Consider the following 13,336-nt stretch of genomic DNA (forward strand, 5'->3'; position numbering starts at 1 on the left):
TGCCTTCAGGCGACAAGCTCCCCGAAGGCGCTCTCCTCGTCACGGCCGAAGCTGAGGACCTCGTCCTCGCGCAGCCGGCGGAGAGACCGCCAGATGCTCGACTTCACCGTGCCGACACTGATGCCGAGGATGTCCGCGATCTCCGGGTCCGTGCGGCCCTCGTAGTAGCGCAGGACCAGCATGGTCCGCTGGAGTTCGGGCAGCCGGGCCAGCGCCTGCCACAGGACCGCGCGCAGCTCCGTGCCGCGCATCGCGTCCGTGTCGCCGGCCGTCTCCGGCAGCTCCTCGGTCGGGTACTCGTTCAGCTTGCGGCGGCGCCACGCGCTGATGTGCAGGTTGGTCATGGTGCGGCGGAGGTATCCGCCGACCGCCGCCTTGTCACTGATCCGCTCCCACGCCCGGTAGGTCGAGAACAGCGCGCTCTGCAGCAGGTCCTCGGCCTCGAAGCGGTCACCGGTCAGGTGGTAGGCGGTGGCGTACAGGGAGGCGCGGCGCTCCCGGACGTAGGCGGTGAACTCCACCTCCGACAGTGAGCGGCGCTCCCCCGAGCCCTCCCCGTACGCGGTCCCCCCGTTCGTGTCCCCCGTGGGTGCGTCAACCACCGTCATGATCGTGGTGTGCTGACGCCCGGTGCCGCGAGCGCACCCCCGCATGCCCGCGGCACCGGACTTCTCGGAACCCCGCTTCACGTCGTGCAGTCGCGTGATCACTGCGCTCGAGCTGGTGCCGTGCAGCGTGTTCATCTCGCGCCCCCCGTCGTGGAGTTCCGGTGTCCTGCCGTGCTGTCGTGCTGCTGTGCTGTTGTGCCGTCGTGCTGTTGTGCTTGTGCCGAGAAGCTTGCCCGGGGACCTTCATCGCCGTGTCAGCCGACTGTCACAGGCGTGTCACAGGGGTCGGTCCCGGAAGGAGCACAGGTCCTTCACAAGCGTCGGTGCACGTAGCGGCACGTATCCGGGCCCAATGGGCAACTGCCGCCCACGGGTCGAACAGGAAGCACTCCATGGGCCAGAATGAGCGCGTGCCTTCCCTGTTGCTGATCGAGGACGACGACGCCATCCGCACGGCCCTGGAGCTCTCACTGACGCGCCAGGGCCACCGGGTGGCGACCGCTGCCAGTGGTGAGGACGGTCTGAAGCTCCTGCGCGAGCAGCGGCCGGACCTGATCGTGCTGGACGTGATGCTGCCCGGCATCGACGGTTTCGAGGTGTGCCGTCGTATCCGGCGCACCGACCAGCTGCCGATCATTTTGCTGACCGCGCGCAACGACGACATCGACGTGGTCGTCGGTCTCGAGTCGGGCGCCGACGACTACGTCGTCAAACCGGTCCAGGGCCGGGTGCTGGACGCCCGTATCCGGGCCGTGCTCCGGCGCGGGGAACGGGAGTCCAGCGACTCGGCGAGCTTCGGCAGCCTGGTCATCGACCGTTCGGCGATGACGGTGACGAAGAACGGCGAGGACCTCCAGCTGACGCCGACCGAGCTGCGGCTGCTGCTCGAGCTGAGCCGGCGGCCGGGACAGGCGCTGTCCCGGCAGCAGTTGCTGCGGCTGGTGTGGGAGCACGACTACCTGGGCGACTCGCGTCTGGTGGACGCGTGCGTCCAGCGGCTGCGCGCCAAGGTCGAGGACGTGCCGTCGTCCCCGACCCTGATCCGTACCGTGCGCGGTGTCGGCTACCGGCTGGATCCGCCCCAGTGACACACGAGCACCAAGGGGGGGTCCGCGGCTGGTTCGCGGCGCGCAGGGGAGTCTGGTCACGGCTGCGGTTCACGAGTCTGCGGCTGCGGCTGGTCGTGGTGTTCGGGCTGGTCGCGCTCACCGCCGCGGTGTCGGCGTCCGGGATCGCGTACTGGCTGAACCGTGAGTCCGTGCTGACCCGCACCCAGGACGCGGTGCTGCGTGACTTCGAGCGGGAGATGCAGAACCGCGCGGGTGCGCTGCCGGAGCGTGCGACCCAGGACGAACTGCAGCGCGCGGCGGGTCAGATGGCGACGAGCAGCCAGCGCTTCACCGTGCTGCTGGTGGCGGTCGATCCCGGCGGGCGGACCGTGTACGGCAGTTCGGGCGGGCTGAACGGCTTCTCGCTGCAGGACGTGCCCAAGTCGCTGCGGGACGCGGTCACCGAGCGGCAGAAGATCACGTCGGCGAACACCTATCCGCACCATCTGTACTGGCAGCGGACGGTCGACGACGACGTCCCGTACCTGGTGGCGGGGACGCGGGTGATCGGCGGCGGGCCGACCGGCTACATGCTGAAGTCGCTGGAGCCGGAGGCCAAGGACCTGAACTCGCTGGCCTGGTCGCTGGGGATCGCGACGGCGCTCGCGCTGATAGGTTCCGCGCTGCTCGCGCACGCCGCCGCGACGACCGTGCTGAAGCCGGTGCAGCGGCTCGGGGTGGCCGCCCGCAGGCTCGGTGAGGGGAGACTGGACACCCGGCTCAGAGTGTCCGGCACCGACGAACTCGCCGATCTGTCACGCACGTTCAACAAGGCGGCCGAGGCGCTGGAGAAGCGGGTGGCCGACATGGCCGCGCGGGACGAGGCCTCGCGCCGGTTCGTGGCGGACATGAGCCATGAACTGCGCACGCCGCTGACCGCGATCACGGCGGTGACGGAGGTCCTGGAGGAGGAGCTCGAGTTCGAGGGCGGCGGCATCGACCCGATGATCGAGCCCGCGGTACGGCTGGTGGTGAGCGAGACCCGGCGGCTGAACGACCTGGTCGAGAACCTGATGGAGGTCACCCGCTTCGACGCCGGTACCGCCCGTCTGGTGCTGGACGACGTCGACGTCTCGGACCAGATCACCGCCTGCATCGACGCGCGTGCCTGGCTGGACGCGGTCGACCTGGACGCCGCGCGCGGCATCCACGCGCGGATCGACCCGCGCCGGCTGGACGTGATCATGGCCAACCTCATCGGCAACGCGCTCAAGCACGGCGGTTCGCCGGTGCGGGTGTCGGTACGGGAGTGCGGGGACGGCGGGGAAACCGGTGGCGGGGGCACGGTCGTCATCGAGGTGCGGGACCACGGGCCGGGCATCCCCGAGGATGTCCTGCCGCACGTCTTCGACCGCTTCTACAAGGCGAGTGCCTCCCGGCCGCGTTCCGAGGGCAGCGGTCTGGGACTGTCCATCGCGCTGGAGAACGCGCACATCCACGGCGGAGAGATCACCGCGGTGAACTCCCCCGAGGGCGGCGCCGTGTTCACGCTGCGACTGCCGCGGGACGTGTCCGCGCAGGGTTCGACGGTCCGGGACGGCGACCCCGGGGACGCAGGCGCCGAGGGGGACGCCTGATGAGAGCGGGACGGATGGGCGCGGGGCGGGCCGCCGCGCGCCGGACGACCGTACGACGGGCCGGCGTACGACGGACCGCGGTGCGGGGGCTGCTGGCCGCCGGGACGCTCGGGGCACTGCTGGCCGGGTGCGGGATCCGGGCCACGGAGGTGCCGACCGACTTCGGTCCGGCGCCCTCGCGGGTGCGCTGCTCGCCGGTCGAGCCGGAGGCGCCGGCGCAGGCCGGGCGGGGGCTTGAGGTGCAGGTGTTCCTGCTGTGCGGATCGTCGCTGGTGGCCGTGGACCGGACGGTACGGGTCCCGGACGGGGCCGCGGACGCGCGGCGGGCGCTCGTGGCACAGGGACTGCTGGACGTGATGGCGCAGCGGCCGTCGGACGCCGAGCGGGAGGCCGGGTACACCACCCGGGTACGGCCCGGGACGACGGTGCGCGGCCCCCGGCCCGGCGATCCGGAGGACACCCTGCGGCTGAGCACCGGGCCTGGGAGCCTGTCCTCCTCCGCGCTGGCACAGGTCGTGTGCACCTTCTCCGACTCGGCGGCCGCCGACGGGGACGGGTCGGTGATCCTGGGCGGCCCGGACGACAGCCGGCCGCGCCGCTACAAGTGCACGGACGAGGTCCGTACCCGTCCGGGCGACGAGGAGCCGCCCTCCACGGAGGCCACCGGCGGCTGAGCGGGGACGAGGGGAAGCCCCGGTCGGCGCACCCCGCAGCGGGCCGGCACGGCGGCACGGACCATCACGGCGGCACGGGCCGGCACGCCGGCCGGGCGGACGGGACAGGTCAGGCGGCGGTCGAGCGGCGGTCACGCGACGCTCCCCACGACGTGCCGCACGCACCGGCGGGTCGGGGGCACCTCGGCCGGCGCACCCGCCACGGGCCATGAGGGCGGCACGGGCCGGCACGGTGACGGGGCGGACGAGACAGACCCGGTGGTCGTCGAGCGACGGTCGGGCGACGTCCCCGGACGGCGTACCGGACGCGCCGACGGGGCCGGCGAACCCGGCGGGCCCGCAGGTCCGGACGGAGCGCGTCGTCCGCGCGGGGCCGGCCGCGACGTGACGTCCGCGGGCCGGGCCGCCGGGGCCGGTGAGGAGCGGACCGACGACGGGGTCCGGGCCCGCCCGCCGGGCTGTGGCGCATGCCTCACCCGGTGAACGGGTGACAGGCCGGAACCGATCGTGCCGGACACCGCGTCTTGGGGATCGTGCAGCGTCAAGGCCTCATCGGCGGCACCGCCGCGTCCCGGATCCGCGTGACAGGAGCACTCCTCCTGGCCGCGCACCTCGCGTTCGTGGCCTGGTACGCGCTGCGCCCGCTGGACGTCCCCTGGGTGATGCCCGCGAATCTGCGCCCGTTCGACGGTATCCGGGGTGATTTCGCCCTGGGCTGGGTGACGGGGGTGCGGCGGGCCGGCGAGTCGATGGCCCTGCTCGCTCCGCTGGGCGTGCTGCTGCCGATGGCCGGGGGCCGGCTGGCGGTGTCCCGGCTGGGCTCGCTGATCCGCACCACGACCGCGGTCGCCCTCGTCTCGCTGGCCGTGGAGCTGCTGCAGACCGCGGTCCCGGGGCAGGTCGTGGACGTCGACTCGCTGCTGCTGAACGCGGCCGGCGCCGCGCTCGCGCACCTGGCCGTGGTACCGGCGGGCCGCGCCTGGCTGCGCCGTGCGGCCGAGCGGCCCGTGACGGCCCTCCTCATGGAGGAGCCGCTTCAGGGGAGGACCCCGACGATTCCCAGGGTCGGGATCGCTCCGTGGGGCGACGCGTTTCCCCCTTCGTCTCCGTAACGTGGAGTGCATGAGGCAGCCGACCGGGAGGCCTCGTACCGCTGACGAAGGAGCTGTCATGAGCCGCCTCGCCCGCCCCACCAACGACCGGATGATCGGCGGAGTGTGCGCCGCGCTGGCCCGGCGCTTCGGCACCTCCACGACCACGATGCGGGTGATCTTCCTGGCGTCGTGTCTGCTTCCGGGACCGCAGTTCCTGCTGTACATCGCGCTGTGGGTGCTGCTGCCCTCGGAGGACAAGGTCCGGACGGACGCCTGGTGACCCGCGAGACACCGCACCGCCTGCGCGTGTACGCCGATGGGGCGCACCCCGACAGTCCGGGTGCGCCCCATCGGCGGTTCGCGCCTGGGTGGTTCAGCTGCCGAGCGGGACACCGTTGACGTTGAGGCCCTTGGCGGGCAGCTGGTTCACCGGCAGACCGCCGAGGAGACCGGTGCCCGGAACCACGGGACCCACCTTCTCGGCCACCGGCTGCACGGCCGCCACGCCGGTGCCGGCCAGCTCCTGGCCCGTGGACAGCGCCTCGGCCGAGCCCGGTGCCGCGCCGGACAGCCGCTCCGCCGGGACGGCCTGGGTGACGGTGTCCAGCGCCTGGGTGGCGTCCGGGACGGCCGGAGCCGCGTTGGCGGCACCCGCACCGGCGGCGGCGAAGGCGGCACCGAGAGCGGCGACACCGAGGGTCTTGGCAGCAGACTGCTTCATGTAAATGCGTCCTCGAAATGGGATACGGGGAGTGAGCGGTGCTGTGACGGTAAACACGAGGCACCGCTCGCCGCAAACATCGAAATGCGGACGAACGGTGAACGCCCGATGTGTTCACACGCACCGAGAACGCGCCGCTCAGCGCCCCGTTTCCGCGGAACCGCTGGTGGAGGCGGTTTGACGGAACAGCCATTCGGATTTCAGCTCGGCGTATCCGGGCTTGATGACGTCATTGATCATGGCCAGTCGTTCATCGAAAGGGATGAACGCTGATTTCATCCCATTGACAGAGAACCATTGCATGTCGTCGAGCGTGTAACCGAAGGCATCGACCAGGTGCTCGAATTCCCGGCTCAGGGTGGTGTGGGACATCAGGCGGTTGTCGGTGTTGACGGTGGCCCGGAAGTGCAGCCGGCGCAGCAGACCGATCGGGTGTTCGGCGTACGAGGACGCCGCGCCGGTCTGGAGGTTGGAGCTCGGGCAGAGTTCCAGCGGGACGCGCTTGTCCCGGACGTAGGAGGCGAGCCGGCCGAGCTCGACGGTGCCGTCGTCGCGGACGCGGATGTCGTCGATGATCCGCACCCCGTGACCGAGCCGGTCGGCGCCGCACCACTGCAGGGCCTGCCAGATGGAGGGCAGCCCGAACGCCTCGCCGGCGTGAATGGTGAAGTGGTTGTTCTCCCGCTTCAGGTACTCGAAGGCGTCGAGGTGCCGGGTGGGCGGGTAGCCGGCCTCGGCGCCCGCGATGTCGAAGCCGACGACGCCCAGGTCCCGGTAGCGGTTGGCGAGTTCGGCGATCTCCAGGGCGCGGGCGGCGTGCCGCATCGCGGTGAGCAGGGCGCCGACCCGGATGCGGTGGCCGTTCTCCCGCGCGCGCCGCTCGCCCTGCCGGAAGCCCTCGTCGACCGCCTCGACGACCTCTTCGAGGGTCAGCCCGCCTTCGAGGTGCTGTTCGGGGGCGTAGCGCACCTCGGCGTAGACGACACCGTCCTCGGCCAGGTCCTCGGCGCACTCGGCGGCGACCCGGACGAGAGCGTCCCGGGTCTGCATGACGCCGACGGTGTGCGAGAAGGTCTCCAGGTAGCGCTCGAGGGATCCGGAGTCGGCGGCCTCCCTGAACCAGAGCGCGAGTTTGCCGGGGTCGGTCTCGGGGAGCCGGTGATATCCGCTGTCCCGGGCCAGGTCGACGACGGTGCCGGGGCGCAGGCCGCCATCGAGGTGATCGTGCAGCAGAACCTTGGGCGCCCGGCGGATCTGGTCCGCTGTCGGGGTGTTCGCGATGGTCTGGCTCGTCATTTCCGCACCGTAACCCCTACGCGCGTAGATCACCCGGTGGGGAAACGCGTCGATACGCAAAGGTGACCGCACGGACGGGTCGGGCCCACCGCCGCTTCTGAGAATGTTCTGCCATGGCACAGCAAGCAACGCCGGTGCGTACGGCCCGGTTGGGGAGGACACTCGGCCCGGAGCCGGCGGCGGTGAGCGGGGTGGTGCTGTTGCTCCCGTCCGGCGAGGAGGTCTCCACCCGCAGACCGTCCCCCATGGTGGCGGCCGCGTCCGTGCGGGGCCTCGGCCGGCGCCTGGCCCGCGCGGGACACGAGCACAGCCTCGCCGCCCATGTCGTCCACTACCGCTACCGGGGCTGGAACGGCGACGCGGCACATCTCGCGCACGACGCCGCCTGGGCCGCCGGCGAGGCCGTCCGGCGCTACGGGGACGTTCCCGTCTGCCTGGCCGGTCTCGGTATGGGCGGCCGGGCGGCGCTGCGCGCGGGAGGCCACGAGGCGGTCAGCTCCGTGCTGGCGCTGGCCCCCTGGCTGCCCGGGGAGGACGCGGCAACACCACCCGAACCGGTGAAACAGCTCGTCGGACGACATGTGCTGGTGGTGCACGGCACGCAGGACGCGCGGACCGATCCCGAGCTGTCCTTCCGGCTGGCCGCGCGGGCGAAGAAGGCGAACCGGGAGGTGTGCCGGTTCGAGGTCCACGCGGACGGGCACGGGCTGAGCCAGTACCGGGACGAAGTGCTGGCGCTGGCGGAGGACTTCGTGATGGGGGCGTTGTTCGGGCGGGCGTTCTCGCGGCCGGTGCGGGATGCCCTGGCGGCGCCTCCGCCGCTGGGGCTGCGGATGCCGCTGGCTGTGGGGTTCGGTCGGTCTCTGCGGCGGTAGCCGCCCGCCGTGACGCATGCCGCGGCGGGCGGGCCGTCCGTGGCTCGTCGCGCTCACGCGGCGGAGCCGCATGGTGAGACAGCCCCGCGCCCCTGGCTGGGGGCGCTGCCCCCGCGTCGGCGGTCAGCCTCCCCCTCTCACATCGGGAGCAGCGTTCCTCTCTTGGAGAGGAGGAACTTCTTGAAGGCTGCCACCGGGGGTGTGTCCGGACGGCCGGCCGGCCAGGCCACGCCGATCTCCCTGGCCGCCCGGGGAGCCGTGACCGTCAGTTCGACCACTCCGGGGCGGGGGTAGGGGGGCGGGGGCAGGAGCGCCACACCGAGGCCCGCCGCCACCAGGCCGCGCAGCGTCTCCGCCTCCTCGCCCTCGAAGGCGATCCGGGGTCGGAAACCGGCCTGGGCGCAGAGGTCGTCGGTGATGCGGCGCAGGCCGTAACCGGGCTCCAGGGTCACGAAGTTCTCGTCGGCGGCCTCGGCGAGGCGGACGCGGCGACGGCCGGCGAGACGGTGGTCGGCGGGGACGACCAGGCGCAGCTTCTGCTCGTCGAGGCGGCGGGCGACGAGGTCGGGGGCGTCCGGCACCGGAGAGGTCAGGCACAGGTCGAGTTCGCCCGCGCGGAGCCCTTCCAGCATGGCCTCGCCGTAGTTCTGGACGAGGCTGAAGCGGACGCGCGGATGGTCGGCGCGGAAGGCGTGCAGCAGACCGGGCACGGTCTCGGCGCCCATGGTGTGCAGAAAGCCGAAGGCGACCTTGCCGGTGGCCGGATCGGCGTCCGCGCGCACGTCGTCGGCGGCGCGCTCGATCTCGGCGAGGGCGCGTTCGACGGAGGCGAGGAAGGTGCGGCCGGCGGGGGTCAGGGAGACGGTGCGGCCGTGGCGGGCGAACAGGTCGACGCCCAGGTCCCCTTCGAGGCGGGCCATCGCGCGGGAGAGGGTGGACTGCGGTACCTGCATCTCCTGGGCGGCCCGGGTGACGTGCTCGGTGCGGGCCACACCGGCGAAGTAGGCGAGGCGCGGCGCGAGCAGCCTCGACATGTCTTCCGTGTCGTGTGTGTCACCGGTCCGTGACAGCCCGCCGCGTGACCTTGCTTGATGCACCATGGGAACGATTATGACGATTCCGTGCATTGGACGGATGAGCGGGGGCGTCCGTAGTTTCGGGGTCATGACTCCCGCCAGTACCGGGGCGTCCACCAGCGTGGGCGCCGTCGCATCCGTTGCCTCCGCCCCGCCTCCCGTCTCCGAGTCCCGGATGTCCCCGGGCGGGCCCGGTTTCCGCCGGATGAGTCTCGCCCTGTTCCTCGCGGGTGTCGCGACGTTCGCGCTGCTCTACTCCACCCAGGCCCTGCTGCCGCTGATCTCCGGCGACTTCGCGGTGAGCGCGAGCGACGCGAGCTGGACGGTGTCGGCGGCGACCGGCGGTCTGGCGCTGTTCGTGCTGCCGATGAGCGCGCTGTCGGAGCGGTTCGGTCGGCGTACGGTCATGACGGTCTCCCTGGCGGTCGCGGTGACCCTCGGGCTGCTGGTGCCGTTCGCCCCGTCGCTGGGCTGGCTGGTGGCACTGCGGGCGTTGCAGGGCGCGGCCCTGGCCGGGCTGCCCGCGTCGGCGACGGCGTATCTGGCGGAGGAGGTCACGCCCCGGGCGCTGGTGACGGCGATCGGGCTGTTCGTGGCCGGCAACAGTGTGGGCGGGATGAGCGGCCGGGTGATCACCGGCTGGGTGGCACAGGAGTGGGGCTGGCGGGTCGCCGTCGGCCTGATCGGGGTGATCGCGGTGGCGTGCGCGGTGGCGTTCCGGCTGCTGCTGCCGGCGCCGCGGCACTTCCGTCCGGGCTCGCTGCGGCCGGGTGTGCTGGCCGGTACGGTCCGCCACCACCTGGCCGATCCGCTGCTGCGGCGGCTGTTCGCGATCGGGGCGCTGTTCATGACGGTCTTCGGGGGCGTGTACACGGTCATCGGGTACCGGCTGACCGAGGCGCCGTTCTCGCTGCCGCAGGGAATTGCGGGGTCGGTCTTCCTGGTGTATCTGGTGGGCACGGTCTCGGCTTCGGCAGCCGGACGGCTGGTGGGGCGGCTGGGGCGCCGGGGCGCGCTGTACGCGGGCGGGGGGACGACCGCGGCGGGGCTGGTGCTGTCGCTGGCGGGTTCGCTGCCGGTGGTGCTGCTGGGGCTGGTGCTGATCACGGCGGGCTTCTTCGCGGGGCACGCGGTGGCGTCGGCGGCGGTCGGGAGGACGGCGACGCGGGGGCGGGCGCAGGCGGCCGCGCTGTACCAGTCCGCGTACTACGTCGGGGCGAGTGCGGGGAGTGTGGTGGGCGCGGTGGCGTTCCACGCGGGGGGCTGGGGCGGGACGGTGGCCGTCGGGCTGGCGGCGGTCGCCGGGGTCGCGGCGATCACCCTGGCGGGGACGCGGGCGGCGGCGCGGGGGGTCGTCCGGTCGGCGTGAGGTTCCTCGCCCCCGCCGCCCCTTCCCTGTCCCGTCCCCGGGGGCGCTGTCCCCCGGGCCCCGGCTCCTCGAACGCCGGAGGGGCCGAGTTCAGCCCCCGGGGGCGAGGAAAGACGTGCGTCGGCACCGCCTGACCTGCGTGTTCGTCCGGCCGACGGGCCGTTGTCAGTGGGCTGCGATAGCTTCCGAAGTGGTGGACCACGACGACACCACATGGGGTGGGCGCACGATGACGAACGACACGGCGACGAAGACCGACCTGGACGCCGAACTGGAGAAGTACCGGGTCGAACTCACCGGGTACTGCTACCGGATGCTCGGCTCGTCCTTCGAGGCGGAGGACGCGGTGCAGGACACCATGATCCGGGCCTGGCGCAGCTACGAGAAGTTCGAGGGCCGCTCCAGCCTGCGCTCCTGGCTCTACCGCATCGCGACCAACGTCTGCCTGGACCTGCTGACGGCGGGCAACAAGCGCGCCCGCCCGATGGACCTGACGGAGTCCACCCCCCTGGCGCAGGCCGCGCTGTCCCCCCGCCCCGACAGCACCTGGCTGGAGCCGATGCCCGACGGCCGGGTGCTGCCCACGCCCGCCGATCCGGCGGAGGCCGCGCTCGCCAAGGAGTCGGTGCGGCTGGCGTTCATGGCCGCGCTCCAGCAGCTGCCGGCCAAGCAGCGGGCGGTACTGATCCTGCGTGAGGTGCTGGCCTGGAAGGCGAGCGAGGTCGCCGAGCTGCTGGGCACCTCGGTGGCGTCGGTCAACAGCGCGCTGCAGCGGGCCCGGGCGACACTCGCGGAGCGGCAGCGGCCGGGCGGCGGGGCAGCGGTGTCGGACCCGCTGGACGAGGAGCAGCAGAAGCTGCTCGAGCGCTATGTGACGGCGTTCGAGGGGTACGACATGACGGCGCTGACCGCGCTGCTGCACGAGGACGCCGTCATGACGATGCCGCCGTTCGACCTGTGGCTGACCGGGGCCGGGGACATCACCGGGTTCATGACGACGCTGGGCGCCCCGTGCGCGGGTTCCCGGCTGGTGCCGGTGGAGGTCAACGGGATGCCGGGGTTCGCGCAGTACAAGCCCGACCCGGAGACCGGTGGTTTCACACCCTGGGCGGTGCAGGTGCTGGAGATCTCAGACGGCCGGATCACCGGGTTCCACTGCTTCCTGGACACCCAGCGGTGGTTCCCGCTGTTCGGGCTGCCCCTCCGTCTCGAAGCGGAGGCCGACGAGGTCGAGCAGGGCGCATAGCGCCGGGGAGGCGTCGCGCAGCAGAATCCCGCCTCCGCCGCGGCGGGCGGTGAGCTGGAGCCGCGCGAGGAGGTCGACGGCGTCGAGACCGGGCGGCCCCAGTCCGCCGACATCACACACGACCACCCGGCCCGCGCCGCCCCCACCGCTGTCCAGCAGGGCCCGCAGCGCGTCGCACGGCCCGCTCACGCCGCTGTGGGTGAGGGGGCCGCTGAGCACGAGCACGGGCGGTGTCATGGCGTCCACAACCGGTAGACCGGCCGGACGCGCGTAACTCATCGCGAGGGGGCGCCGAAAGGATCACATGCCGAACGGGACCGGCGGCGGTCCACCGGTCCCGTTCACCCGATCGGGGAAAGCGCTGGTCAGGCGATACGTTCCAGCACGACCGGGGTGGCCGTGAAGTCCGTGCCGGGGGCCTCGACGTCGTACGAGCCCTCCATCGCCTGGAGGGCGTAGTCGAAGCGGTCCGGGGTGTCCGTGTGGAGGGTGAGGAGGGGCTGGCCCCCGGTGACGGTGTCACCGGGCCTGGCGTGGAGTTCGACGCCCGCACCCGCCTGCACCGGGTCCTCCTTGCGGGCGCGGCCCGCGCCGAGGCGCCAGGCGGCGACCCCGATGCCGTAGGCGTCGAGGCGGGTCAGGACTCCGGAGGAGGGGGCCTTGACGACGTGCTGTTCGCGGGCCACCGGCAGCTCCGCGTCCGGGTCGCCGCCCTGGGCCGCGATCATGCGGCGCCAGACGTCCATCGCGGAGCCGTCGGCGAGGGCCTTCGCCGGGTCGGCGTCCTTCAGGCCGGCCGCGTCGAGCATCTCGCGGGCGAGGGCGAGGGTGAGCTCGACGACGTCCGCCGGGCCGCCGCCGGCCAGGACCTCGACCGACTCGCGGACCTCCAGGGCGTTGCCCGCGGTCAGGCCGAGCGGGGTGGACATGTCGGTGAGCAGGGCGACGGTCCGCACGCCGGAGCCGGTGCCCAGGCCGACCATGGTGCGGGCCAGTTCGCGGGCGTCGTCGAGGGTCTTCATGAAGGCGCCGGTGCCGACCTTCACGTCCAGGACCAGGGAGCCGGTGCCCTCGGCGATCTTCTTCGACATGATCGAGGAGGCGATGAGCGGGATCGCCTCGACCGTGCCGGTGACGTCGCGGAGCGCGTAGAGCTTCTTGTCGGCGGGGGCCAGTCCGTCGCCGGCCGCGCAGATGACCGCGCCGGTGCCGTCCAGCACGGAGAGCATCTCGTCGTTGGAGAGCAGGGCGCGCCAGCCGGGGATGGACTCCAGCTTGTCGAGGGTTCCGCCGGTGTGGCCGAGGCCGCGGCCGGAGAGCTGCGGGACGGCCGCGCCGCAGGCGGCGACGAGGGGCGCCAGCGGGAGGGTGATCTTGTCGCCGACACCGCCGGTGGAGTGCTTGTCGGCGGTGGGGCGGGACAGCGAGGAGAAGTCCATCCGCTCGCCCGAGGCGATCATCGCGGCCGTCCAGCGGGCGATCTCGCCGCGGTTCATGCCGTTCAGGAGGATCGCCATGGCGAGCGCCGACATCTGCTCGTCGGCCACCTCCCCGCGGGTGTACGCGTCGATCACCCAGTCGATCTGCTCGTCGCTGAGTTCGCCGCGGTCCCGCTTGGTGCGGATGACGGAGATGGCGTCCATGGCCATGGCTGGGGTTCCTTCCGAAGGTGCGAAGGGCGCGGCCCCCGC

The 13,336-nt window shown here is 72.6% G+C and carries 14 protein-coding genes; 8 read left to right on the plus strand and 6 right to left on the minus strand.

Annotated elements, in window-relative coordinates:
* Positions 1–5: 5 nt before the first annotated feature.
* Positions 6–743: a SigE family RNA polymerase sigma factor gene (locus HTV45_RS12175; protein WP_215205715.1), complete on the minus strand. Its 738-nt coding sequence runs from the start codon at positions 741–743 to the stop codon at positions 6–8.
* Positions 744–1,018: 275 nt separating this feature from the next.
* Here HTV45_RS12175 and afsQ1 point away from each other — a divergent pair, with 275 nt between their 5' ends.
* The 5 genes from afsQ1 to HTV45_RS12200 all read left to right on the plus strand — a co-directional run bounded on the left by afsQ1 (position 1,019) and on the right by HTV45_RS12200 (position 5,342).
* Entirely contained in the window at positions 1,019–1,696 is a 678-nt protein-coding gene (gene afsQ1 / locus HTV45_RS12180) for a two-component system response regulator AfsQ1 (protein ID WP_029394402.1), read from the plus strand.
* Positions 1,693–3,294, plus strand: a complete 1,602-nt coding sequence (locus tag HTV45_RS12185) for a sensor histidine kinase (RefSeq protein ID WP_215205716.1) — start codon at positions 1,693–1,695, stop codon at positions 3,292–3,294. Before afsQ1 ends, HTV45_RS12185 begins: the two co-directional genes overlap by 4 nt.
* A complete protein-coding gene (locus HTV45_RS12190; RefSeq protein ID WP_251691920.1) occupies positions 3,294–3,968 on the plus strand; it encodes a hypothetical protein in 675 nt (224 codons plus the stop codon). Before HTV45_RS12185 ends, HTV45_RS12190 begins: the two co-directional genes overlap by 1 nt.
* 533 nt (positions 3,969–4,501) lie before the next feature.
* The gene (locus tag HTV45_RS12195) at positions 4,502–5,080 is read left to right on the plus strand and encodes a VanZ family protein (RefSeq protein ID WP_215205717.1); all 579 of its coding nucleotides are present in this window, start codon (positions 4,502–4,504) and stop codon (positions 5,078–5,080) included.
* A gap of 58 nt (positions 5,081–5,138) precedes the next feature.
* Entirely contained in the window at positions 5,139–5,342 is a 204-nt protein-coding gene (locus tag HTV45_RS12200; RefSeq protein WP_215205718.1) for a PspC domain-containing protein, read from the plus strand.
* Between the two features lie 93 nt (positions 5,343–5,435).
* Here the strand turns inward: HTV45_RS12200 and HTV45_RS12205 are convergent, their stop codons facing one another.
* Both HTV45_RS12205 and HTV45_RS12210 read right to left on the minus strand, forming a co-directional pair.
* Complete coding sequence (locus HTV45_RS12205; protein WP_215205719.1) at positions 5,436–5,783, minus strand: ATP-binding protein; 348 nt, start codon at positions 5,781–5,783, stop codon at positions 5,436–5,438.
* A 138-nt stretch (positions 5,784–5,921) separates the two neighbouring features.
* Positions 5,922–7,079, minus strand: coding sequence for an adenosine deaminase (locus HTV45_RS12210; protein WP_215205720.1), 1,158 nt, complete (start codon positions 7,077–7,079; stop codon positions 5,922–5,924).
* Between the two features lie 113 nt (positions 7,080–7,192).
* Between HTV45_RS12210 and HTV45_RS12215 the strand changes: the two genes are divergently transcribed.
* The gene (locus HTV45_RS12215; protein WP_215205721.1) at positions 7,193–7,954 is read left to right on the plus strand and encodes an alpha/beta hydrolase; all 762 of its coding nucleotides are present in this window, start codon (positions 7,193–7,195) and stop codon (positions 7,952–7,954) included.
* A gap of 137 nt (positions 7,955–8,091) precedes the next feature.
* Here HTV45_RS12215 and HTV45_RS12220 read toward each other — a convergent pair whose 3' ends face one another.
* Positions 8,092–9,054 (minus strand): LysR family transcriptional regulator, encoded by a 963-nt coding sequence (locus tag HTV45_RS12220; RefSeq protein WP_215205722.1) that lies wholly within the window; start codon positions 9,052–9,054, stop codon positions 8,092–8,094.
* 64 nt (positions 9,055–9,118) lie between these two features.
* Between HTV45_RS12220 and HTV45_RS12225 the strand changes: the two genes are divergently transcribed.
* Together HTV45_RS12225 and HTV45_RS12230 are read left to right on the plus strand one after the other, a co-directional pair.
* A complete protein-coding gene (locus HTV45_RS12225) occupies positions 9,119–10,399 on the plus strand; it encodes an MFS transporter (RefSeq protein ID WP_215205723.1) in 1,281 nt (426 codons plus the stop codon).
* Between the two features lie 229 nt (positions 10,400–10,628).
* Complete coding sequence (locus tag HTV45_RS12230; RefSeq protein WP_215205724.1) at positions 10,629–11,645, plus strand: sigma-70 family RNA polymerase sigma factor; 1,017 nt, start codon at positions 10,629–10,631, stop codon at positions 11,643–11,645.
* On the opposite strand, the gene HTV45_RS12235 is transcribed toward HTV45_RS12230, so the two are convergent.
* Together HTV45_RS12235 and HTV45_RS12240 are read right to left on the minus strand one after the other, a co-directional pair.
* A complete protein-coding gene (locus tag HTV45_RS12235; RefSeq protein WP_215205725.1) occupies positions 11,529–11,924 on the minus strand; it encodes an STAS domain-containing protein in 396 nt (131 codons plus the stop codon). The genes HTV45_RS12230 and HTV45_RS12235 overlap by 117 nt on opposite strands.
* Positions 11,925–12,010: 86 nt before the next feature.
* Positions 12,011–13,288 (minus strand): thymidine phosphorylase, encoded by a 1,278-nt coding sequence (locus HTV45_RS12240; protein ID WP_215205857.1) that lies wholly within the window; start codon positions 13,286–13,288, stop codon positions 12,011–12,013.
* Between the last annotated feature and the right edge of the window lie 48 nt (positions 13,289–13,336).

The organism is Streptomyces sp. CHD11 (genome assembly GCF_018638295.1).
GTDB lineage: Bacteria > Actinomycetota > Actinomycetes > Streptomycetales > Streptomycetaceae > Streptomyces.

Excerpts from the sequence above, each read along its gene's own strand:
- HTV45_RS12175 (WP_215205715.1), bottom strand. The coding sequence starts at position 743 with ATGAACACGCTGCACGGCACCAGCTCGAGCGCAGTGATCACGCGACTG.
- HTV45_RS12190 (WP_251691920.1), top strand. The coding sequence starts at position 3,294 with ATGAGAGCGGGACGGATGGGCGCGGGGCGGGCCGCCGCGCGCCGGACG.
- HTV45_RS12200 (WP_215205718.1), top strand. The coding sequence starts at position 5,139 with ATGAGCCGCCTCGCCCGCCCCACCAACGACCGGATGATCGGCGGAGTG.
- HTV45_RS12205 (WP_215205719.1), bottom strand. The coding sequence starts at position 5,783 with ATGAAGCAGTCTGCTGCCAAGACCCTCGGTGTCGCCGCTCTCGGTGCC.
- HTV45_RS12210 (WP_215205720.1), bottom strand. The coding sequence starts at position 7,079 with ATGACGAGCCAGACCATCGCGAACACCCCGACAGCGGACCAGATCCGC.
- HTV45_RS12215 (WP_215205721.1), top strand. The coding sequence starts at position 7,193 with ATGGCACAGCAAGCAACGCCGGTGCGTACGGCCCGGTTGGGGAGGACA.
- HTV45_RS12220 (WP_215205722.1), bottom strand. The coding sequence starts at position 9,054 with ATGGTGCATCAAGCAAGGTCACGCGGCGGGCTGTCACGGACCGGTGAC.
- HTV45_RS12225 (WP_215205723.1), top strand. The coding sequence starts at position 9,119 with ATGACTCCCGCCAGTACCGGGGCGTCCACCAGCGTGGGCGCCGTCGCA.
- HTV45_RS12230 (WP_215205724.1), top strand. The coding sequence starts at position 10,629 with ATGACGAACGACACGGCGACGAAGACCGACCTGGACGCCGAACTGGAG.
- HTV45_RS12235 (WP_215205725.1), bottom strand. The coding sequence starts at position 11,924 with ATGAGTTACGCGCGTCCGGCCGGTCTACCGGTTGTGGACGCCATGACA.
- HTV45_RS12240 (WP_215205857.1), bottom strand. The coding sequence starts at position 13,288 with ATGGACGCCATCTCCGTCATCCGCACCAAGCGGGACCGCGGCGAACTC.